The 23,050-nt window shown below is 50.0% G+C and carries 20 protein-coding genes; 19 read left to right on the forward strand and 1 reads right to left on the reverse strand.

Annotated features, from left to right (window positions below; genetic code table 11):
- Positions 1-7 precede the first annotated feature (7 nt).
- From fliS to argH, 14 genes are all read left to right on the forward strand, one after another.
- Positions 8-433: a flagellar export chaperone FliS gene (fliS, locus tag AC1TPC_RS18255; protein ID WP_482068228.1), complete on the forward strand. Its 426-nt coding sequence runs from the start codon at positions 8-10 to the stop codon at positions 431-433.
- Positions 393-731 carry a flagellar protein FliT gene (gene fliT / locus AC1TPC_RS18260; RefSeq protein ID WP_482068229.1) on the forward strand — a complete coding sequence of 113 codons (339 nt, stop codon included), beginning with the start codon at positions 393-395 and terminating at the stop codon, positions 729-731. The genes fliS and fliT overlap by 41 nt, the downstream gene beginning before the upstream one ends.
- Before the next feature lie 184 nt (positions 732-915).
- Complete coding sequence (locus AC1TPC_RS18265; RefSeq protein ID WP_028608231.1) at positions 916-1,113, forward strand: cold-shock protein; 198 nt, start codon at positions 916-918, stop codon at positions 1,111-1,113.
- A gap of 207 nt (positions 1,114-1,320) precedes the next feature.
- Positions 1,321-1,866, forward strand: coding sequence for a ribosome hibernation-promoting factor, HPF/YfiA family (gene hpf / locus AC1TPC_RS18270; RefSeq protein WP_482068230.1), 546 nt, complete (start codon positions 1,321-1,323; stop codon positions 1,864-1,866).
- Between the two features lie 139 nt (positions 1,867-2,005).
- Positions 2,006-4,513: a preprotein translocase subunit SecA gene (gene secA / locus AC1TPC_RS18275; protein ID WP_482068231.1), complete on the forward strand. Its 2,508-nt coding sequence runs from the start codon at positions 2,006-2,008 to the stop codon at positions 4,511-4,513.
- Positions 4,514-4,581: 68 nt separating this feature from the next.
- A protein-coding gene (prfB, locus tag AC1TPC_RS18280) for a peptide chain release factor 2 (protein WP_482068232.1) occupies positions 4,582-5,689 on the forward strand; the annotation gives its coding sequence in 2 pieces (ribosomal slippage) (positions 4,582-4,653 and positions 4,655-5,689; 1,107 coding nt in all).
- An 87-nt stretch (positions 5,690-5,776) separates the two neighbouring features.
- Positions 5,777-6,676, forward strand: coding sequence for a YitT family protein (locus AC1TPC_RS18285; RefSeq protein ID WP_482068233.1), 900 nt, complete (start codon positions 5,777-5,779; stop codon positions 6,674-6,676).
- Between the two features lie 352 nt (positions 6,677-7,028).
- Positions 7,029-8,078, forward strand: a complete 1,050-nt coding sequence (argC, locus tag AC1TPC_RS18290; protein ID WP_482068234.1) for an N-acetyl-gamma-glutamyl-phosphate reductase — start codon at positions 7,029-7,031, stop codon at positions 8,076-8,078.
- Positions 8,079-8,144: 66 nt separating this feature from the next.
- Positions 8,145-9,386, forward strand: coding sequence for a bifunctional ornithine acetyltransferase/N-acetylglutamate synthase (gene argJ, locus AC1TPC_RS18295; RefSeq protein ID WP_482068235.1), 1,242 nt, complete (start codon positions 8,145-8,147; stop codon positions 9,384-9,386).
- 51 nt (positions 9,387-9,437) lie between these two features.
- Positions 9,438-10,223, forward strand: coding sequence for an acetylglutamate kinase (gene argB / locus AC1TPC_RS18300; RefSeq protein WP_482068256.1), 786 nt, complete (start codon positions 9,438-9,440; stop codon positions 10,221-10,223).
- Between the two features lie 6 nt (positions 10,224-10,229).
- A complete protein-coding gene (locus AC1TPC_RS18305) occupies positions 10,230-11,432 on the forward strand; it encodes an acetylornithine transaminase (RefSeq protein ID WP_482068236.1) in 1,203 nt (400 codons plus the stop codon).
- 45 nt (positions 11,433-11,477) lie between these two features.
- Positions 11,478-12,437 (forward strand): ornithine carbamoyltransferase, encoded by a 960-nt coding sequence (argF, locus tag AC1TPC_RS18310; protein WP_482068237.1) that lies wholly within the window; start codon positions 11,478-11,480, stop codon positions 12,435-12,437.
- 50 nt (positions 12,438-12,487) lie between these two features.
- Positions 12,488-13,717 (forward strand): argininosuccinate synthase, encoded by a 1,230-nt coding sequence (locus AC1TPC_RS18315; protein WP_482068238.1) that lies wholly within the window; start codon positions 12,488-12,490, stop codon positions 13,715-13,717.
- A gap of 26 nt (positions 13,718-13,743) precedes the next feature.
- Positions 13,744-15,159: an argininosuccinate lyase gene (gene argH / locus AC1TPC_RS18320; protein ID WP_169084639.1), complete on the forward strand. Its 1,416-nt coding sequence runs from the start codon at positions 13,744-13,746 to the stop codon at positions 15,157-15,159.
- A 270-nt stretch (positions 15,160-15,429) separates the two neighbouring features.
- Here argH and AC1TPC_RS18325 read toward each other — a convergent pair whose 3' ends face one another.
- Positions 15,430-16,881: a VanW family protein gene (locus tag AC1TPC_RS18325; RefSeq protein WP_482068239.1), complete on the reverse strand. Its 1,452-nt coding sequence runs from the start codon at positions 16,879-16,881 to the stop codon at positions 15,430-15,432.
- A gap of 202 nt (positions 16,882-17,083) precedes the next feature.
- On the opposite strand from AC1TPC_RS18325, the gene ftsE reads away from it, so the two are divergent.
- The 5 genes from ftsE to AC1TPC_RS18350 all read left to right on the forward strand — a co-directional run bounded on the left by ftsE (position 17,084) and on the right by AC1TPC_RS18350 (position 23,000).
- Entirely contained in the window at positions 17,084-17,770 is a 687-nt protein-coding gene (gene ftsE / locus AC1TPC_RS18330) for a cell division ATP-binding protein FtsE (protein WP_169084641.1), read from the forward strand.
- Entirely contained in the window at positions 17,760-18,677 is a 918-nt protein-coding gene (ftsX, locus tag AC1TPC_RS18335) for a permease-like cell division protein FtsX (RefSeq protein WP_482068240.1), read from the forward strand. Before ftsE ends, ftsX begins: the two co-directional genes overlap by 11 nt.
- Before the next feature lie 12 nt (positions 18,678-18,689).
- A complete protein-coding gene (locus AC1TPC_RS18340; protein WP_482068241.1) occupies positions 18,690-19,949 on the forward strand; it encodes a murein hydrolase activator EnvC family protein in 1,260 nt (419 codons plus the stop codon).
- A gap of 192 nt (positions 19,950-20,141) precedes the next feature.
- Positions 20,142-21,599 carry a S41 family peptidase gene (locus AC1TPC_RS18345; RefSeq protein ID WP_482068242.1) on the forward strand — a complete coding sequence of 486 codons (1,458 nt, stop codon included), beginning with the start codon at positions 20,142-20,144 and terminating at the stop codon, positions 21,597-21,599.
- A gap of 105 nt (positions 21,600-21,704) precedes the next feature.
- Complete coding sequence (locus AC1TPC_RS18350) at positions 21,705-23,000, forward strand: PDZ domain-containing protein (protein ID WP_482068243.1); 1,296 nt, start codon at positions 21,705-21,707, stop codon at positions 22,998-23,000.
- The last annotated feature ends 50 nt before the right edge of the window (positions 23,001-23,050 follow it).

A 23,050-nucleotide genomic window follows, 5' to 3' on the forward strand; every position in this document is an offset into this window, starting at 1 on the left:
CTTTAACATGCAATTACAGCAACGCAATAAATATTTAGAAACAACAATCCAAACGGCTTCACCCGCGCAACTGCTTGTTATGCTTTATGATGGTGCAATTCGCTACTGCCGTCAGGGTATTGAAGCAATAAAGGAAAAAAACTATCAAGATGCAAACTCGAGCTTTATAAAAGTTCAAGAAATCATCAATGAATTTATTATTACAATAGATCGCAGCTCCACTATTTCCAACAACTTGCTTAGCTTGTACGAATATTTCAATACCCGCATTATTGAGGCAAATGTGAAGAAAAAAATAGAACCAGCCGAGGAAATATTAGCTCATCTTATTGATCTAAAGGAAACATGGATTCAAGCTGCCAAACAAACCAATCAGTTAGCGGGACAATCTAGTGGAAGCACACTTAAAGCAACTCATTCTACTGTCGTCTGACCTTATTGCACAGATTCAAACTTGTGAGCTTGAGGATGTAGAAGCCTATATGCAGGAGAGGGATGCAATTTTTGCTGAGCTACAGCAGCTAACACCTTCACCTGAAGAAGCTGCTCTCATGCGTCCTCAAGTGTTGCATATTGCAGAGATGGATACCGTCATCACCGGCAGAATGACGGAGCTACGCAATCAAGCGTCTCAGGAGATCGAGAAAATTAATAAAGGCAAGCGCTCCAAGTCGATGTATGAATCAAACTCATATGGGGACGATAGTCTCTTTTTCGACACCAAGCGTTAAATGCGATAGGGATGAAAACGTTAACAATTATCATCAGTAAATAAGCGGAATCCCCCATCCAACCTCAAATGAATTCGCTTACAATAAATTGTTTGACAATTCCGTTAAGTGGGTGTTATAGTCAAATTGTGGGTTATACAAAGCGATGCCTCACAGTATTTGAAGATGAAGGGAATGTTTGCACATGCAAGGTAAAGTTAAATGGTTTAACGCGGAAAAAGGTTATGGATTTATCGAGACTGAGCAAGGCGGCGACGTATTTGTTCATTTCTCCGCTATCCAAACTGAAGGTTTCAAAACACTTGAAGAAGGCCAATCCGTCGAATTCGATATTGTAGAAGGCGCTCGCGGTCCACAGGCTGCAAACGTAGTCAAACTGTAATTATTCGGCTGATCCAGCCCAACTATAATTTGGATCACTAAACAAGCAAATTACACAAAGCTCCGGCTAGCCGGGGCTTTTTTTTGTTGTGACAAAACTATTAGTTCTATCGCACTAATTATCTGAAAATTCTAAATAAAACAAAAACTATTTTGATTCGATCGCTTACATATGTTATAATAAGACCACGTAAAGGAGGAGTTCCCCATGAAATACAACATTCGAGGTCAACACTTTCAAGTGACAGACGCATTGAGAGACTACGTCGAAAAGAAACTCAGCCGATTGGAAAAATATTTCGAAGCACCAATCACCTCCGATATTAATGTAACTCTATCCGTCACCAAAGGAAAACATGCAGTTGAGGTAACTATTCCACTCACCGGCGTTTTGCTGAGAGCCGAGGAGAAAAGCGAGGACATGTACGCATCAATTGATGTTGTAGCAGACAAACTCGAACGACAAATACGTAAACATAAAACGAAAGTTAATCGCAAGTTCCGCCAAGGCAGCGGCTTACGCGCCTTATTCAGGGAAGAAGGCTCAGCAGTGGGCGTTCTGGAGGAAGAAGACGATCTGGAGCTTGTACGCACCAAGCGCTTCGATCTGAAGCCGATGGACGTTGAAGAAGCGATCTTGCAAATGAATATGGTGGGGCATAGCTTCTTCGTATTCTCGAATGTAGACAACAAAGAGGTAAGTGTTGTGTACAGACGAAGCGACGGAAAGTATGGCTTGATCGAGCAGGGCTAGCAGCAATTATACTTAGATCGAAGAGCCTTTTCTCCTTTTTGGAGAGAGGCTTTTTCTTTTCCAATCATCTTCGTTGCGGCGGTGTCGACAAACTGATACAATTTAATGCAAAGAGGCGTCATTACGAAAGGGGAATTCCATGCTCGGACTAGTGAAAAAGATATTTGGTGACCATAACGAGCGCGAGGTAAAACGGCTCCAACGGACGGTAGATGAAGTAAACGCAATAGAGTCGAAATTTACAGCTTTATCCGATGAAGCTCTGCGCGCGAAAACGGAGGAATTCAGAGCGAGAATTGAAAAGGGAGCAACGCTCGATGAAATTCTTCCTGAAGCTTTTGCAACCGTAAGGGAAGCATCCAAGCGTACGCTCGGCATGCGTCATTTTGACGTACAGCTTCTCGGCGGCATGGTGCTGCATGAAGGCAAGATTGCGGAGATGAGAACGGGTGAAGGCAAGACGCTCGTTGCGACGCTTCCGGTTTATTTGAATGCTTTGCTAGGCAAAGGCGTACATGTCATTACGGTCAATAACTACCTGGCACAGCGTGATAGCGAGCTGATGGGTCAGCTTTATGGCTTCCTAGGCATGACTGTTGGCTGTAACCTGCATGGCTTGTCGCATGACGAGAAGCAAGCGGCTTACGCTTGCGATATTACGTACGGTACAAATAATGAATTCGGGTTCGATTATTTGCGTGACAATATGGTGCTTTACAAGGAACAAATGGTGCAGCGCCCGCTTTATTTTGCAATCATTGATGAGGTGGATTCGATTCTGGTCGATGAAGCGCGGACGCCGCTTATTATTTCCGGACAAGCCGCGAAATCGACAGAGCTTTATTTTGCAGCAGATCGCTTTATCAGCCGCTTGAAGCCTGAAGAGGATTTCACGATTGATATTAAGCTGCGCAGCGTTATGCTGACGGAGTCAGGCGTAGAGAAGACGGAGAAGGCTTTCCATATCGAGAATCTATTCGACCATGCGAATGTGACGCTTAACCACCATATTCAACAAGCGCTGAAAGCTAATTTCATTATGAAGCGCGATGTGGATTATGTCGTTGAGGAAGATGAGGTTGTAATTGTCGATGAATTCACGGGTCGTCTTATGTCGGGACGCCGTTATAGCGACGGCTTGCACCAAGCAATTGAAGCGAAGGAGCAGCTTGAGGTTCAGAACGAGAGCATGACTCTTGCGACGATTACGTTCCAAAACTATTTCCGTATGTATCGCAAGCTTGCAGGTATGACGGGTACGGCGAAGACGGAGGAAGAAGAGTTCAAGCGTATTTACGGGCTTGATGTTATTCAAGTGCCGACAAACCGCTCGATGATTCGTAAGGATATTGCCGATGTTGTCTACAAATCCGAGCTCGGCAAATTCAAGGCAGTCGTTGAAGAAATCGTTGAACGCCATAGCAAAAACCAACCTGTGCTCGTCGGTACGATTTCCATCGAGAATTCCGAGAAGCTATCGGAAATGCTTAAACGCAGAGGCGTGACGCATAAGGTACTCAACGCGAAGTTCCATGCGGAGGAAGCGGAAATTATTTCACGCGCTGGACAAGCGGGCTCTGTGACGATTGCAACGAATATGGCTGGTCGTGGTACCGATATTTTGCTGGGCGATTCTGTTGCTGGACTTGGCGGCCTGCATATTATTGGCACGGAGCGTCATGAAAGCCGTCGTATCGATAATCAGCTGCGCGGACGTGCTGGACGTCAAGGCGATCCGGGCTCCTCACAGTTTTATTTGTCGCTAGAGGATGAGCTGATGCGTCGCTTCGGTTCTGAAAATATTATGGGCATGATGGATAAGCTAGGACTAGACGAGGATCAGCCGATCGAGAGTCGGATGATTTCAAGAGCGATTGAATCGGCTCAGAAGCGTGTTGAGGGCAACAACTTCGACATTCGGAAAGTCGTTTTGCAATATGATGACGTAATGAACCAGCAGCGTGAAGTCATTTATAAGCAGCGCCGCGATATTTTGGGCTCTGAGAATATTCGCCAGGAAGTTATGGATATGATCAAGCCGGTTATTGAGCGTATCGTTGAAGCGCATTGCTCGGAGGATATTCCGGAAGAGTGGGATCTTCAAGCAGTCGTTGATTACGCGCAAGCAAACTTCCTGCATGAAGGCTCCTTGTCCAAAGAAGAAATATGGGGCAAAGAGAAGGAAGAGATCATCGACTATATTTATAATGAGGTCGTTGCTTCTTACGATGAGCGCGAGGAAGAGCTTGGTGCGGATACGATGCGCGAGTTCGAGAAGGTTGTAGTGCTTCGTGCGGTAGACAGCAAGTGGATGGACCACATCGATGCGATGGATCAGCTTCGTCAAGGTATCCATTTGCGCGCATACGGCGGTACAGATCCGCTTCGCGAATATCAATTTGAAGGCTTCGAGATGTTCAAGGAAATGATCGAGAGCATTCAAGAGGAAGTTGCAAAATATATTATGAAGGCGCGTGTGGAGAGCAACCTGGAGCGTCAAGAGGTAGCTCAAGGCCAAACGACCACAACAAGCGGCGGCGGAGAAGCGGTTGAGAAGCGTCCAGCTAAGCGCGAGGAGCGCGTTGGCCGCAACGATGCATGTCCTTGCGGCAGCGGCAAAAAGTATAAGCAATGCCACGGCAAGTAAGGAACGGCGTTAATCGACGCAGCATACGGTAAGGCATTGAAGTAATATTTTGAGGTGAAGCTGAAGCTATGATAGACATTACGGTTAAACAAGACCTGCGTGAAATGGCCAAGCGGCTCCAAGAGCTCAGGGGGTCTCTTTGACTTAGATCTTAAGCAGGAGATCATTGCGAATTTCGAAGAGAAGATGACGCTGCCTGATTTTTGGGATGACAATGAAAAAGCGCAAAGCGTCATTTCCGAGCTCAATGCGGTGAAGTCGGTCGTCGATCATTACGATGGACTGAACAACGAGCAGGAAGAGCTGCAGATGATGCTGGAGCTGGCGGAAGACGAGAGCGACGAGTCGCTTGCAGCGGATGTCGTGAGCGGCGTAGAAAAGCTGATGCGGAAAGTGAGCGATTTTGAGCTGCAACTGCTCCTAAATCAGCCTTACGATAAGCTGAACGCCATTCTCGAGCTGCATCCCGGCGCCGGCGGCACCGAGTCGCAGGACTGGGGCCTCATGCTGTACAGGATGTATACGCGCTGGGCAGAGAAGAGCGGCTTCAAGGTGGAGCTGCTGGATTACTTGCCTGGCGATGAGGCGGGCATTAAGAGCGTGACGATTTTGGTCAAAGGCTTTAATGCTTACGGCTATTTGAAAGCGGAGAAGGGCGTGCACCGGCTCGTCCGTATTTCACCGTTCGATTCGGCGGGCCGTCGCCATACATCGTTTGCTTCCTGTGACGTTGTTCCGGAAATCGACGATAGCATCGAGATTGAGATTCGCTCTGAGGATTTGAAAGTGGATACGTACCGGGCTAGCGGAGCGGGTGGTCAGCACGTCAACAAGACGGAATCAGCTATCCGTATTACGCATATTCCATCAGGGATTGTAGTCGCCTGCCAGCAGGAGCGTTCGCAAATCCAGAACCGGGAGAAGGCAATGAAGATGCTTCGTTCAAAGCTATATGAGCGGAAGATCGAGGAGCAGATCAAGCATTTGGCGGAAATTCGCGGCGAGCAATCCGAGATTGCTTGGGGCAGCCAGATTCGCTCCTACGTATTCCATCCTTACAGCATGGTGAAGGATCACCGTACATCGGTGGAGACCGGAAATGTCGGCGCGGTTATGGATGGCGATATCGACGCTTTTATCGACGGGTATTTGCGTCACCAGATTCGTCATGATTAATCAATAGAAATAGGGAAGAGTTCCAACACGGCTAAAGTGTGGAGCTCTTCTTTTTGCGAAAAATCAGCTTGCAAGGAGATTGAAGGCATGAGTGAAGGCGCGGTCAGTGAGGGCACGGTGAAACGGAGAAGAGGAGGACGAGCCTTAAATCCACGGGCACAGTCGGTCTGGAGCATTGTCCAGCTTCTGATCGGCTCTGTTATTGTGGCGATAAGCTTCAATATGTTCATGGTGCCAAATGGAATTGCTTCAGGCGGAATATCCGGTGTGTCTATTCTCGTACAAAGAATGACGGGCATTACGCCGGCGCTAACGCAATGGGCAATCAATATTCCGTTGTTTATCGCTGGCTTATGGCTGCTCGGTAAAAAGTTTGCGGTAAAAACAGCGCTGGGCTCGGTCATACTGCCGCTGTTTGTACTTTTAACGGACGGTTGGCCCTCGCCAACTGATAATCCGCTTCTGGCGGCTATTTACGGCGGTATTGGAGTCGGGCTTGGCCTCGGTCTTGTGTTCCGGGGAGGAGCGTCTACCGGGGGGCTTGATTTGGCAGCTCAAATTTTGCATCGCTATACCGGACTTCCGCTAAGCATTGCTATTGTCTGCTTTGACGGATGTGTCATCGCGGCAGCGGGTATCATTATTTCCCCCGAGGTAGCGCTGTACGCGCTGATTGGGTTGTTTGCAACGAGCAAGACAATTGATTTTGTGCAAAGCGGTCTTCAGCTATCTAAAGTGGCTTTTATTATAAGCGATCAATCTGAGGCAGTCGCTGAATCGATATTAAATGATTTGGATCGGGGCTTGACGCGGCTCGATGGCCACGGCGGCTATACGGGAGCAGGGCGTACGGTGCTTATGGTCGTCGTTGGGCAAAATGAGGTGTCGAAGCTGAAGCAGCTCGTACGGGCGATTGATCCCGGCGCTTTTGTTATCATTAGCAATACAGCAGAGGTGCTGGGGCAGGGGTTTAAGCTGGAGAGCTGATGGATAATGCTCCATCACCACATAAGAGTCTATGAACAGCTGATGCAGCAAGTTCATAAACTCTTATTTTTTTTACATAAAGCGCGTTAATTGTACAGCATTCCGCCTCTTGGAGTTGGGCATTTTTGTTCATATAATCGCTTTAATTGTTCGTTGTATTATTATGAATTCGAATGTATAATAATACGAAACAATGTGCGTATTTCCATCAACTGCCGAATGTTGTACAATTATTAGTTGAGGAAGAAGACAACCTTTCCGCATGCGGAAAGAACAATAGATAAAGCTGCAGCATGCATGTCCGAGCAAGGCGAAAACCGTGCGCAGCATCTAGTTTCGGGGAGAGATTAATATGAGCACAAAGGTGAAAATAGCGATTATCGGTTCAACCGGCTACGGCGGTGTAGAGCTCATTCGACTGCTTGCATCCCATCCGCTGGCAGAGGTGACATCGGTCATCTCGTCATCCAGCGCAGGTACGCCGATTACAGAAGGTTATCCGCATTTGACGGGCATTCGCGAGGAGCTGCTCGATGATGTCGATCCAGCTGCGATTAAAGCGAAGGCAGATGTTGTATTTCTTGCTACCCCTGCTGGAGTGGCTGCAAAGCTGGTTCCGTCCTTGCTTGAGGCGGGCTTGAAAATCATCGATTTGTCCGGAGATTTCCGTTTGAAATCGCCAGCGCTTTACGAGCAGTGGTATAAGAAGCCGGCTGCGGATGAGACCTATTTGAAGCAAGCGGTGTTTGGACTGGCGGAAATATATGGGGATCAGGTGCTGGATGCTCCACTTGTTTCGAATCCAGGCTGCTACCCGACTGCGACGCTGCTTGGACTTGTTCCGGCGGTAAAAGAGGGCTGGATCGATCCGGCGACCATTATTATCGATGCGAAATCGGGCGTCTCCGGTGCAGGACGCGGCGCATCGCTGGGCACTCATTATTCTGAGCTTAATGAAAACATGAGAGCTTATAAGCTGAATCAGCATCAGCATATTCCAGAAATCGAAATGGTGCTGTCTGCTGCGGTAGGCAAGCCTGTCGTGACGACGTTTACGACTCATCTTGTACCGATGACGCGGGGCATTATGTCGACCATGTACGCGACCGTTCAAGGCGAGCGGAGCACAAACGATTTCATCGATCTATATCGCTCCTATTATGAAGGCCGCAAGTTTGTACGTATTCGCTCGGAAGGACAATGGCCGTCTACGAAGGAAGTATGGGGCTCCAACTACTGCGATATCGGCTTCGCGGTTGATGAGCGCACGGGCCGTGTAACGATTGTATCGGTTATCGACAATCTGGTTAAAGGCGCGGCGGGGCAAGCGATTCAAAACTTGAACCTCATGATGGGCTGGGATGAGACGTTTGGTCTGCAATTCGTTCCCGTTTACCCGTAAATAACGAAATATATCTTTTGAAATGATTATTCATACTCATACAGGTGAAGGAGATACGATTTTACGATGGGACAGGATCATACAGCAGCCTTGTTCTCGGTCGTCGCGGACGGCTCGATAACAACGCCCCAAGGCTTTAAAGCAGGTGGATTGCACTGCGGTCTCAAAAAAACGACACGCCACGATCTAGGCGCAATCGTATGTGAAGTTCCAGCAGTTGCAGCAGGTGTATATACGACTAATGTATTTCAGGCTGCGCCTCTGCAAGTAACGCGCGAGAGCATCGGATCGGACGGCTTGCTGCGCGCAGTGCTGGTAAACAGCGGCAACGCGAATGCCTGTACAGGCAAGCAAGGCGAAGCAGACGCATATGAAATGAGCGCTAGATTTGCGGAGTCGATCGGCGTAGCTGCGAATCAAGTAGCGGTTGCATCAACTGGCGTTATCGGCGAGCTGCTCAAAATGGACAAAGTACGTACGGGCATCGACGGCCTTCCGGCTAAGCTTGCCGGCAATCGCGCAGGCGCGGACGACTTCTGCCAAGCGATCCTGACGACGGATTTGGTGCAAAAGATGGTATGCGTTGAGCTTGCGCTAGATGGCAAAACCGTGTATGTGGCAGGTGCGGCAAAGGGTTCCGGCATGATTCATCCGAATATGGCCACGATGCTCGGATTCGTTACGACGGATGCGGCAATCGGCAGCGAGGCGCTTCAGCAATTGCTGCGCCAATCGACGGATTTGACGTTTAATATGATTACGGTTGACGGCGATACGAGTACGAATGACATGCTTGTAGCGATGGCGAGCGGCCTTGCTGGCAATACCGAGCTGACAGAAGCGCATGAGGGCTGGGCAGCATTCGCGGCAGCGATACGTCATGTATGCGAGGTGCTGGCGAAGGCAATTGCCCGTGATGGCGAAGGCGCGACGAAGCTTGTTGAGGTACAGGTGAACGGAGCGGTAAGCGATGATTCAGCACAAGCGATTGCGAAGACGGTTATCGGATCGTCGCTCGTGAAATCGGCCGTGTTCGGAGCGGATGCGAACTGGGGCCGCATTATTGCGGCGGTGGGCCGTGCAGGCCAGCCGGTTAACCCTGAAACGGTTGATATCCGTCTAGGCGATATTTTGACATTGGAGCAATCTCGTCCTGTCGTGTTCGACGAAGAGGTTGCCTTAGAATATTTGAAGGGCGATACGGTAGTGATTCGTGTTGATCTACATAATGGCGAAGGAACAGCAACGGCATGGGGCTGTGATCTAACCTATGATTATGTCCGCATCAATGCGGCGTATCGGACGTAAGGAAAGTACACGCTTGGAGGGTATGGTACAGTGACGGAGCAACGATTTGTAATGAAATGCGGAGGCAGCACGCTGGCGGCGCTTCCGAGCCGTTTTTTTGAAGAGCTGCGCGAGCTGCAGCAAGCGGGCGTCCTCCCGGTTATCGTGCATGGCGGCGGTCCTGCCATATCGGATACGCTCGGCAAGCTTGGCATCGAGACAGGTTTCGTAAATGGCCTGCGCGTAACGAGTGAAGCGGTGCTTGATGTTGTTGAGATGGTGCTTGCGGGCCGGATCAATAAAGAAATCGTTCGTAAAATTCAGATCAACGGCGCGAAGGCGCTTGGTCTATCCGGTGTAGACGGTATGCTCATTCAGGCTCAGCCTGTTGCGAACGCTGCGGAGATCGGCTTTGTAGGCGATGTCATCGATGTGAATGCAAAGGTTATCGAAGGCGTGATGGGAATGGGCTACATTCCAGTCATTGCTCCAATCGGGATTGATGGTGCAGGCCAGCGCTACAACATAAATGCGGATACGGCAGCAGGCGCGGTTGCGTCACACCTTGGCGTAGAGCAAATGATCGTCGTCACGGACGTGCCGGGCATTTTGAAAACGGTGGATGGACAGAAGCAGGTGCTTCCGGTCGTAACTGTAGCCGAGATCGAAGAGATGATAGCAAGCGGTGAAATTTACGGCGGCATGATTCCAAAAGTGCGTGCAGCTATTCAGTGTATTCAAGGCCGCGTGCGCGAGGTTGTTATCGTAAGCGGCGAGGAGCCAGGCGTGCTGACGAGGGCTGTCCGAGAAGGCGGCGTAGGCACGCGTATTGTTCAGACGAATGAAGGGCGGGTGTGAGGAAAGATGAGCGAGACAAATACAGCAGCAGCTGTTGACCAGTCGTTGTTTCCAACCTATGCAAGATATCCGATGGCTTTGGTAAAGGGCGAAGGCAGCTGGCTATGGGATGACAAAGGAAATAAATACCTTGATTTTATGAGCGGCATTGCCGTTACGAATCTCGGGCATGCTCCTAAACAGATCAAAGCAGCGCTTATCAAGCAGTTGGATGAGCTGTGGCATGTATCGAACCTGTTCCATATTCCAAACCAGGCGGAAGCGGGCAAGCTTATTACGGATAATAGCTGCGCGGATGCTGTGTTCTTCTGCAACTCAGGCGCCGAGGCGAACGAAGCGGCTATTAAGCTGGCACGCCGTTATAATCAGAAGGTGCTGAACAACGGCCGTTTTGAAATTATTACATTCGAGCAATCATTCCATGGACGCACGCTTGCGACGCTTACGGCGACGGGCCAAGCGAAGGTGAAGGAAGGTTTTGCGCCGCTGCCTGAAGGGTTCAAAACGATTCCGTTGAACGATCTCGATGCGCTTGAGGCAGCCGTTTCGGACCAGACTGCAGCAATTATGCTGGAGATGGTGCAGGCGGAAGGCGGCATTCATCCGGTTGACCCTGCCTACATGAAAGAGCTTGTCGCATTATGCGAGAAGCAAGGCATCCTGCTTATTGTGGATGAGATTCAAACGGGCATGGGCCGCACGGGCAAGCTGTTCGCTTATGAGCATTACGGCATTGAGCCGGATATTTTCACGATGGCAAAAGGTCTCGGCAGCGGGTTCCCGGTCGGCGCGATGGCAGCGAAGGAAAAGCTGCGCGAAGGCTTCACGGCAGGCAGCCATGGCTCGACGTTCGGCGGAACGCCGATTGCGACAGCAGTAGTCAAAGCGACGCTTGAGACGATCGTAGGCGAAGGTTTGTCTGAACGCGCGGCGCAAAAGGGCGAGTATTTGATGTCGCAGCTGCGGGAGAAGCTGGCTGGCAATGCTTTTGTCCATGAGGTGCGCGGTCTTGGCTTGCTCGTAGGTATTGAATGCGCGGAGCCGATTGCGGATATTTTGAACCAGGCGCAGGAGCGCGGATTGATTGCGATCTCGGCAGGTCCGAACGTTATTCGCCTATTGCCTAATTTACTCGTCACGGATGAAGAAATCGATACGGCTGTAGCCATCTTAGCAGATCTGCTGGAAGCGAAGCGGCCTATCGTTTAACAACATAAGAAAAGCAAATTGCTTAACCTGAAGGAGGGCTTCACCATGCAAGGAACTGTAAATGAGGAATTGGCGCAAAGCTTGAAGGGGCGCGACTTTCTAATGCTGGTTGATTTCAAGCCGGAGGAAATCCGCTACTTGATCGACCTCGCAATTGATCTTAAACAAAAGCAAAAAGCAGGCGAAACGCACCATGTGCTAAAAGGAAAGACGCTTGGCATGATTTTCGAAAAATCCTCTACACGCACGCGTGTTTCGTTTGAAGTTGGGATGTACCAGCTAGGCGGACAAGGACTTTTCCTCAGCGGAAATGACCTGCAAATCGGCCGCGGCGAGACGATCTGGGATACAGCTCAGACGCTGTCCCGCTATCTGGACGGTATTATGATTCGCACATTCGCGCACCGTAAAGTGGTTGAACTGGCTCGCGGAGCAACGATTCCAGTCATTAACGGATTGACGGATTTGTCGCATCCTTGCCAAGCGCTAGCGGATTATCAAACGATTCTTGAGCACAAGGGCCGCTTGGAAGGGTTGAAAATCGCCTATATCGGCGACGGCAACAATATGACGCATTCCCTGCTTATGGGCGCGGCTAAGCTTGGTCTGCATATGTCCGTGGCAACGCCTGAGGGCTACGAGCCGGATGCGGATATCATCAAGCAAACGAAGGATCATGCTGCTGAGACAGGCTCGCAAATTCATATTTGCCGCGATCCGAAGGAAGCGATTGCCGATGCCGATATCATATACACGGACGTGTGGGCGAGCATGGGGCAGGAAGCGGAGCAGAAGGATCGCGAGGTTGCTTTTGCCGCTTATCAGGTAAACGAGGCTTTGATAAGCTACGCGAAGAAGGATCATCTCTTCATGCACTGCTTGCCGGCGCATCGCGGCGAAGAAGTGAGCGAGGGAGTTATCGACGGCGGCCAATCGATTATTTTCGACCAGGCTGAAAACCGTCTTCATGCGCAAAAAGCGATTATGGCAGCTATTATGTCCTAGCTTGATCGCTCCAACAATATGAATTCATTCGAAGGGGAGTAAACACTACTATGGCAAAAGAAAAAATCGTACTCGCCTACTCCGGCGGCTTGGATACTTCGGTAATCCTCAAATGGTTGAAAGAAACATATGACGCAGAAATTATCGCTTTCACAGCGGATATCGGACAAAAGGATGAGCTGGACGGCTTGGAAGAAAAAGCACTGGCGACAGGCGCTTCCAAAGTGTACATCGACGATCTTCGCGATGAGTTCGCTAAAGACTTCATCTATCCGATGTTCCAAGCAGGAACGCTTTATGAAGGCCAATACCTGCTCGGCACTTCGATCGCACGTCCGCTTATCGCGAAACGTATGGTTGATATCGCTCGTGCGGAAGGGGCGGCTTATATTGCACATGGCGCAACAGGCAAAGGAAACGACCAAGTTCGCTTCGAGCTGACTGCTGCTGCTCTGGCTCCTGAGATCGGCGTTATCGCGCCTTGGCGCCTTGAAGCGTTCCGCGAGGAATTTCCAGGCCGCGCAGAAATGATCGCTTACGCGGAGAAGCACAACATCCCGGTAACCGCTTCTGCAGCTAAGCCATATTCGACTGACCGCAACCTGCTGCATATCAGCTTTGAGAGCGGCATGCTGGAGGATCCTTGGTTCGATCCAAGCTCCGAAGAGAACGAGAGCATGTATGTGCTGAGCGTATCTCCTGAGAATGCACCGGATAAAGCAGAATATGTGGAGCTGACTTTTGCAGAAGGAAACTGTACGGCTATTAACGGCAAAGAGCTTAGCCCGCTAGAAGTGATGGATACGCTAAACGAGCTTGGCGGCAAGCACGGCATCGGACGCGTAGATATGGTAGAGAACCGCTTCGTCGGCATGAAGAGCCGCGGCGTGTACGAAACTCCGGGCGGAACGATCCTGTTCACCGCTCACCGCAAAATGGAATCTTTGACAATGGACCGCGAGGTTATGCACCTTCGTGATTCGTTGATTGCCAAATACAGCCAGCTCGTATACAACGGCTTCTGGTTCGCGCCGGAGCGTCTTGCGCTGCAGGCACTCGTTACGGAATCGCAAAAGAACGTGAGCGGCGTCGTTCGCTTGAAGCTGTACAAAGGAAATGTTATCGGAGCAGGCGTGCAAAGCCCTGTCAGCTTGTACAATCCAGACATTGCAACGATGGAAGCTGATCCATCCAAAGCGTACGATCAAGGCGATGCGACAGGCTTCATTCGTCTGAACGCTTTGCGTCTGAAAGTGTCCTCTGCTGTTAGCAATAAATAAGGTTTACAAGGGAGTGTAACGAACCAGTGAGTAAATTATGGGGCGGTCGTTTTACGAAAAAAACGGACCAATTGGTAGAGGAATATACGGCTTCGATCATGTTCGACAAGGAGCTTGCTGAAGAGGATATCCAAGGCAGCCTGGCGCATGTCACGATGCTCGGCAAGCAAGGCATTCTTCCGGCGGACGACGTGGAGAAAATTAAAGACGGCCTGCACCGCGTCCTTCAGCGCATCAAGCGCGACGATATCGAATTCTCGATCGGCGACGAGGATATTCATATGAATATCGAGAAGACGCTGATCGACGATGTTGGCTCGGTAGGCGGCAAGCTGCATACCGGCCGCAGCCGGAACGACCAAGTAGCGACGGATATGCATTTGTGGCTTCGCAAGCGCGTTGTTGAGTTCGTGGATATGCTGTACAAGCTGCAATCCGCGCTAATCGAGCAGGCTAAAGCGAATATCGATACGATTGTGCCGGGCTATACGCATTTGCAGCGCGCGCAGCCGATCCTGTTCGCGCATCATTTGATGGCGTATGTGTCGATGTTCGGGCGTGATATCGAGCGTCTGCAGGACAGCTACAAGCGCATTAACGTGCTTCCGCTTGGAGCGGGCGCTCTGGCGGGAACGACGTTCCCGATCGACCGTCATTTTGTAGCAAGCCAATTGAAATTTGACCGCGTCTACGAGAATAGTCTGGATGCCGTAAGCGACCGTGACTTCATCGTTGAGTTTCTGGCTGACGCATCGATAATCATGATGCATCTGTCGCGCCTTAGCGAGGAGCTTATTCTATGGTCGAGCACGGAATTCCATTTCGTTGAGCTGGACGATGCGTTCTGCACGGGCAGCAGCATTATGCCGCAAAAGAAAAATCCGGATGTGCCGGAGCTTGTACGCGGCAAAACCGGACGGGTATACGGCGATCTTGTCGGCTTGCTGACTGTTCTCAAGTCACTGCCGCTTGCTTATAACAAGGACATGCAGGAAGACAAAGAAGGCATGTTCGATACGGTGAAGACGCTGCAAGGCGCGCTTCAATTGTTCGCTCCGATGATCGCAACGATGAAGGTGAACAAAGACCGGATGCGTCAAGCGGTTAACCAGGATTTCTCGAACGCAACGGATATTGCGGATTTCCTAGTCGGCAAAGGCTTGCCTTTCCGCCAAGCGCATGAGGTTATCGGCAAAACGGTATTGTATTGCATCGAGCAAAACAAATACCTGCTGGATCTGACGCTTGAGGAGTTCAAGCAGTTCTCGACGCTGTTCGACGATCGCATCTATGCGGTGCTTCAGCCAGAGCAGGTCGTTAATGCGCGTAACGTCTACGGCGGTACGGCAAAAACGCAGGTGCAGGACGCTATAGGCCGCGCCGAACTAGCGCTTGAGCAAACAGCTGCTTGGGTAACCGAGTATCTGGAGCGCAGCAGATAAGTAGAAGCAGCCTATTAAGGGCTTAATAAAAGCAGCTCAGCGATGCCTTTGGGGAGGCAGTCAGCTGAGCTGCTTTTTTGTTTGGCGGAGTTGGGTTCTAGCAGCTGTGTCTAACTGAGATGGAATTCTACTGCAGTTTGTGCATCAGAAACCTCACATGATCGGAGTATGGGGAAGCTGCGTTGTAGTAATGCAGCAGATTAGCTCGGAAACTCTGCAAAATGAGCTAACTAGGATGATTCTGTTGTAGAAACTGCAACGTAGGTCCCCTTAAACCCCATCCTCCAGCAGCGGCTCAGTTGTGTCTGGCGCAGGAGTTGGCGTTGCCGACGGGCCGCCTGCGCCCTTCATCGGACCAACCTCGATTACTGTAGGCTGCGCCTTGTACGTATCGCGCGATATTCGGTCACGCTTCACTTCTTTTCCGTCACGCACAAGCGTACGGAACGTATCTACCACGAAGCCTTCCTTCCCTTTCTCCACCGTAACCTTCTGGCCGGGAGATAAACGGGCGTTGCTTTTCTCCTGCACAGATGGAGCAATCGTCTTGAGCGTTACGGACTCGATGTCGTAGCGTTCATTCGCCTTCATCGTACCGAATAGCTTGACAGTGAGCTTGCGATCCTCGACGACGGTGCGAATGATGAGATGCTTGCCTGTCGTATTTTTAAAACGGAAGTTAATAGCGCCTCCCGCATAAGTAGCATCCTGGCCTATAGGCAAATAAGCGACGGGCAGAGAATGATTGCGCCGTTCCACGATTTCTAATCCTGCTCGCAATATAGCGTTATAAAGGGTGCTCGATACTTGGCAAATCCCGCCTCCGATGCCTGGCACGAGCTTTCCGTTCAAAATAACCGGTGCTTCGCGATAGTCGTACAGCTCTTCGGCCCTTGCGATAAGCTTGCCGTAGTCGAATACTTCGCCCGGCGCAAGCTCCCAGTCATTCAAAGCCTCGGCGGTTACCGTTACATTATAGGCGCGTCCCTCGGCACTCGTTTTGAAATCGGTGGAAAACGCTGCAATTTTACGTTCGATCCCCTCGTCCTTCAGCTTCTCCAGCGTTAGCTCGGGATGAATGGCCGCAATCGGAAGCTCTGCTTCGAAAGCAGGTTCGACAGCTGCGCCAATCTGCTCTTTTTTCAGCACGATAAAGTCATCAACCTCATCGAGTAGTTTTCCAATTTCCAAACGATAGGCGTCGATATGGGGCTCATATACAACCTCGTCTTCATTTGTAATGGTGCGGGTTGCATTTTTGGTTTCGCTTTTCTCTATCCAGCTCCACTGCTTGCGAACGGCGGCGTCAAATACATCGCGGTTCCAGCCTTGCATCAGCTCGTATTTTTTGGCGAAATGATACCGATAAACGGCACGATCCCATATATCACCGTCGCCCAGCTTTAATAAAGCATCGCGAGCGCCCGTGAATTCAGCCTTGTAGCCAAGCTCGGCAACGGTCCATTGCTTGCTGTCGCCATTTGCAGCCGTGGCATGAATTGCAATCGTCCGCTGAAGCAGAGACTTCTCATAGTTCTCAAGCAGCTTCAGAGCATCGTCCACTGGCATTCCACCTATCGGGATGCCGCCAGCATCCACCTCGCCTGGAACGGTCTTTTGCAGCGCGTAATTCATGACAAAGCCCCAGCCTACTGCTGCAACGAGAAGCAATGAAGCAATAACGATGATACCAACATGTATACGTTTTACGATACGAATCACTCCTTCCTGCGTGTTTAAACAAGGGCAGTCTTACATGTATATGCTGCATATGCTGTAATTTTGTCTATTGCGCGGGATGAGCTCGATTCGACAATTGGGTTTTTATGAGATTTGTGAAAAATGAGGAAAGCCATCCCCTTATGAAGGAATTCAGCACAAACTGTCGAAATAGTACTACTGACTATTAACAGGATGTGATAATGTGATTGAGATGCAAGACATATGGAAAACGTACATCGACGGAACGCATGCGTTAAGAGGCGTCTCTGTTCGTATAGATCGCAATGAATTTGTTTATCTAGTAGGACCATCGGGTGCAGGTAAATCGACATTCATGAAATTAATTTATCGCGAGGAAGTACCGACCAAAGGACAGATCTCAGTTAACGGATTTAACATAGGCAAGCTGAAGCCGCGCAAAATTCCATTTGTAAGACGTAATATAGGCGTTATTTTTCAGGACTTTAGACTATTACCCAAATTAACGGTATATGAAAATGTCGCATTCGCCATGGAAGTTATTGAAGCACCGACTCGCGTGATCAAGAAGCGAACGATGGAGGTGCTCGATCTCGTCGGTCTGAAGCATAAGCACGCAAGCCTGCCGGCCCAGCTATCGGGTGGCGAGCAGCAGCGGGTATCGATCGCACGGGCGATCGTGAATAACCCTTCGGTTATCGTAGCGGACGAGCCTACGGGCAATCTCGACCCGGAAACGTCACAGGGCATTATGAATCTCCTTGAAGAAATTAATTTCCGCGGCGCAACAATCGTAATGGCTACTCATAACAAAGATATCGTCAACTCCATGCGCAAGCGCGTCATTGCTATCGAAGACGGCAATATCGTACGCGACGAGGCTAGAGGGGAGTACGGTTATGAAGCTTAGAACCATACTCCGTCATCTCCGGGAAGGCGCCAAAAACATCATTCGAAATGGCTGGATGTCATTTGCTTCAATGAGCTCCATTTTTATTTCCTTGTTCATCCTTGGCATATTTTTATTGCTTGCCTTGAACGTGAACAGTATGGCTTCGCAGATCGAGAGTCAGGTGCAAATTCGCGTATTCCTGCAGCTTAATGTCGATAAAGCGAAGATTACGGAGCTGCAAAATAAAATCGGCAATCTTACCGAGGTAAGCAAAGTAACGTTTGTGTCCAAAGCAGAAGGTCTTGAGCTGCTTCGCAAAAACCTAGGCGACGAAAACAAGGATTTGCTTGACGGTTATGAGAAGGAAAAAAATCCACTGCCGGATTCCTTTACGGTAGAGGTTTACGATCCGCAGTCGATCGAGGCGGCAGCCAAGCAAATCGATGCGATCAATAAAGCAGACGAGCTTATCCCGATTGCCAAAGTCAAATACGGACAAGGCACGGTAGAAACGCTGTTCAAAATTACAAATGCGGTCCGTTACATAGGCATCGTCGTTGTTGTCGGTTTGTCAGTAACAGCTATGTTCCTCATTTCCAATACGATCAAAATGACGATTATTGCAAGACGTCGGGAAATCGGCATTATGAAGCTGGTCGGCGCAACTAATTCCTTCATTCGCTGGCCGTTTTTTATCGAAGGCGCCTTAATTGGCATCATCAGCTCGGTCATTACTACGGTAGCCGTCTTGGTTGGCTATTCACAGCTCGTAAAGTTTACGGAAATGGAACTGTCACTCATGATGATAAAGCTCGTCACGATAGAGGAGTCTGGCCTGCTGACCGCCACGCTGCTCATAGGGCTCGGCACATTGCTCGGCATTTGGGGCAGCACGATTTCGATACGAAAGTATTTGAAAGTGTAGGTGGAATTGAACGTGAAGAAGAGAAAATGGTTACTATTCACAGTTACGATGATGCTCACTGTATTTGTGTTGCAGCCAACAGGAGGAGAAGCTGCTTCACTTAGCGATATCAAGAAACAGATTTCAGCAGCGAAAGCGGAAATGAGAGCAGCGGAGAGACGTGCAGCCCAAGCGGAGCAAGAGGCGGCTAGCGCACAACGACAGGCATCTAATGCCAAGAGCGAGAAGGTTGATATCGAGGGCAAGAAAACGGAAGCGGAAGCGTCAATCGCTAACTTAATGGCTGAAATCGATAATGTCGTCATCAACAAAACGAAAATGCAAGCGCAGAGCGATGCGAAGGAAGAGGAGCTGCTCCAGACGGGCCTTGAGCTGGATCAGGCAGAGGAGCGTGTGATAACGCGCGATGAGCTTCTGCAGTCCCGCATGCGTCTTATGTATACGAACGGATTTGTTTCCTATATGGACGTACTGCTCAGCGCGACGAGCTTTACTGATTTTATCGACCGCTTTGATGCGCTCCAATCGATTCTGTCGCAGGATCGCGATATTTTGGCAGAACAGAGGGAAGAGAAGGAGCTTGTCGCTCTCAAAAAAGTACAGGTAGAGAAGCAGTTTGCCGAAGTGAAAGCGATTTATGAGAAGCTGAAGCTATACGAAGCTCATCTTGTGAAGAAGGAACAAGAAAAGGAAGTCATGATTGCAAGCTATAAGAGCAATATTAAACAGCTTGACAACAAACTTCAGGAAATCGACAGCGAGCTCGAGGAGCTTGAGGGAATCAGCAAGGAGCAGGAGGATCTGCTGATGGCGCTTGCTGCCAAGGTATCCAAGCTGAATGCGGAGAAGAATAGAATTGCGAACCCGTATTCGGGGGGCAAGCTCGGCATGCCGATCAGGGACAGCTACCGGATAAGCTCCAACTTCGGCACGCGTGTCCATCCGATTTCTGGGAAGAGACATACCCATACGGGAATTGATTTTGCCGCGCCGCAAGGCACTGATATTTATGCGGCTGAGGACGGTGTCGTTCTCGTTGCACAATCGTGGAGCAGCTATGGCAACTGCGTCATTATTGATCACGGCAATGGCTTATGGACGCTATACGGACATATTCGGAATGGTGGAATCAAGGTCGACAAAGGCGATAAGGTCAAGAAAGGCGAAAAAATCGCCGAGGTCGGCAGCACAGGAAACTCGACAGGACCGCATTTGCATTTTGAAGTGCGTAAAAACGAAACGCCAGTTAACCCAAGCAGCTATTTAAAATAAGATAAGCAATCCTTCACTCATACCAGGACATCCAAAGGCAGCCCATGTGGCTGCCTTGTTTGAACTATAATATCCTGCAAATTGGCAGAAGATCATCTTTACCCTAAAATACAAATAATTGTAAGTGAAATGTCATATACTAGAATGGTCTTGAATTTAAGACCGTGTAAGATGAGAAGGTGGTGTAGACAGGTGCATTTCAAAGGACGCACAGTGTTCGCGTTCGTTATGCTGACGATGATTGCATCCGTACTCGTTACGCTGACGATCGCGGACCAAATGATTAAGCCGGACGAGCCGTCAAAGCCTGCACTCACATCCTCGGCAGCCGATGAGGGTGAGCGTTTTAGGCTGAAAGAGGATGAGCTGACGAAGATCAATGCGGTACTGGAATTAATTGAAACAAAATATTATCAAAAGGTCGATCGCCTCGAGCTGCTCGATGGCGCGGTAAGCGGAATGATGTCTTCGCTGGATGATCCTTACTCCGTCTATATGGAGAAGGACGTAGCGCAGCATTTTTCGGAATCGATTGAAGGCTCGTTCACGGGCATAGGCGCAGAGGTAACGCTTGAGAATGGACGTATCGTCGTCGTATCTCCGATTAAGGGCTCGCCGGCTGAGCGCTCGGGCCTGCTCGCTAAAGACGTGCTGCTATCCGTAAACGGAGCGAAGCTGGACGGGCTGAATTTGCAGGATGCGGTAGCTAAAATCCGCGGTCCCAAAGGGACGAAAGCCAAAATTCAGGTGCAGCGTGCCGGCTTCTCTGAGCCGATTCAGCTTGTGCTCATCCGCGATGATATTGATGTGGAAACGGTATACGGCAGCCTGCGTCCTGACGGGACAGGCGTCATAGAAATCAGACAATTCTCTTTGCATACGGCTGAGCGCTTTAAGGAAGAGCTCGCTAAGCTTGAGGAGCAAGGGATGAAGGGGCTTGTGCTGGATGTGCGCAACAACCCGGGCGGCGTGCTGCCAGTTGTCGTTGAGATTGCGCAAACCTTTTTGGTCAAAGGCGAGACGGTTGTACAGGTAGAAGACCGGAACGGAAACCGGAAGAAGACGCTGTCAAAAGGTCAAAGCAAAAGCTACCCGATTGCGGTGCTCATGAACAACGGCAGCGCAAGCGCGTCAGAAATATTGGCGGGCGCTTTGCAGGAGAGCGCGGGAGCGAAGCTCGTTGGCGAAACCTCCTTCGGCAAGGGTACCGTTCAAGTGAGCTACAACAAGGCATTAGGTGACGGCAGCTTGGTGAAAATGACGATTGCCAAATGGCTGACGCCGAAGGGCAATTGGATTCACGAAAACGGCATTAAGCCGGATATCGCCGTACTGCCGCCAGATCTCTACACGGTAGCCAGATTAACGCTGCCTGAGACGCTGAAGCAGGATATGCTTGGCGAGCAGGTGCGAAGCGTACAAATTATGCTGCATGGGCTTGGTTATGAGCCAAAACGCGAGGATGGCTATTTCGGAACGGAGACAACAATAGCCGTTAAGAAATTCCAAACGGAGCATAGCTTGCCGGCTACGGGACAGGTCGACAAGCAGACCGGGGAAGCTCTTGAGAAAGCGGTCGTTAAATGGATTCAAGATGAGAAAAACGATACGCAGCTTCATGAAGCAATTAAGGCGGTAGGCAGGAAATAATGCGAGCATGTCGAATGAATAAGAGGTTGACTCTGTTTAACGGAGTCGGCCTTTTATTTTTTTACGCATATTAGGACATGTGGAACGAGCAAAGGAGTGTTGGCTTTGGAAACGGCGATGGAGTTGCTGGCAATTCTCGGAAAAGCGGCTGTCCAATTGGTTGCACAGCCATTTTATTATATTGCGGTTTTATTTATTGTTTTACAGTATACGAGGCAAATACGGATGGAGCGGCAATTGTTTGCGGTCAAGCTGCATAATTGGATAAGTCTTGTTTTTAAAGCTCTGCTGGCGGGATTGTTGATTGGCATAGCAGTGTCGGTCGCAGGGGCGTTTGTCGGCGTGTCGTTAACGGGCGAATCAGTCATATGGCTATGGGCGGTTGCTGTCATTCTTATGCTCGCAAAAATTCGGTACTTATGCTTCGCTTATAGCGCTGGCGTTATTACGCTTCTTCAATGGGCGCTCGGTTGGACATCGCTCTCGGAGAGGTCAGACTTTATTGGATCCGCGGCAGCGTCGCTGGCAAGCATCGATGCCGCAGGGCTGCTCGTGTTGGTCGCACTATTACATCTGGCTGAAGCCGTACTCGTACGCTGGCAAGGTGATCGGTTGTCTACGCCGTTATTTCTGGAAGGGAAGAGAGGCAAGCTGGTCGGCGGCTATATGCTGCAGGGCTTTTGGCCAGTACCGCTTCTGATGCTCGTACCGAGCGCCGGAGCCGGCGCATCAACGTCTGCATTGCCATGGACGCCGCTATTTGGGACGGATTGGTCGCAGGGCTGGACATTTGTCGCATTGCCCATGATTATCGGCTTTACCGAAATGACGCGATCATTATTGCCCAAAGACAAAGCAAAGCACGCAGCCAAAGGGCTGCTCTTGTACAGCATCTGCTTGGCGGGTGCAGCTATTCTAGCCTGGTGGCAGCCTATGCTGCTGCCGCTGGCGGCACTGGTCTCCTTATTGTTTCATGAAGCCATCATATGGCGCAGCAGGACTGTAGAAGCTGCACAATCACCTCTGTACGTCCATGACTCGCGCGGCTTGCGCATTCTGGGCATTGTGCCTGGAACGCCGGCAGCGGCTATGGGACTCCTTACAGGCGAGGTGCTGCACAAAGTTAATGGCGTGCGGGTTAGAACGAAGGAAGACCTTTATGAGGCGCTTGTCCAAAACTCTGCATTTTGCAAGCTGGAAGTATTGAATTTAGATGGAGAATTAAAATTTGTGCAGCGAGCGCGATTTGAAGGCGAGCATCATCAGCTGGGCGTTATTCTCGCGCCTGATGAGCAGGCTAATTATTATGCGGCTTCCGGGCCGGCTTCGCTGCTGGGGCTGCTTCGGAGCTCACGCACGTCGAATCGACGCGATGTTCAGCTGGAGCGAGTAGAGAGCTGAATAGCGGTATTGGAAAGGCAAAAAGGTGGATCAGGAATTTATTCTGATCC

Source organism: Paenibacillus sp. Y280 (genome assembly GCF_056786335.1).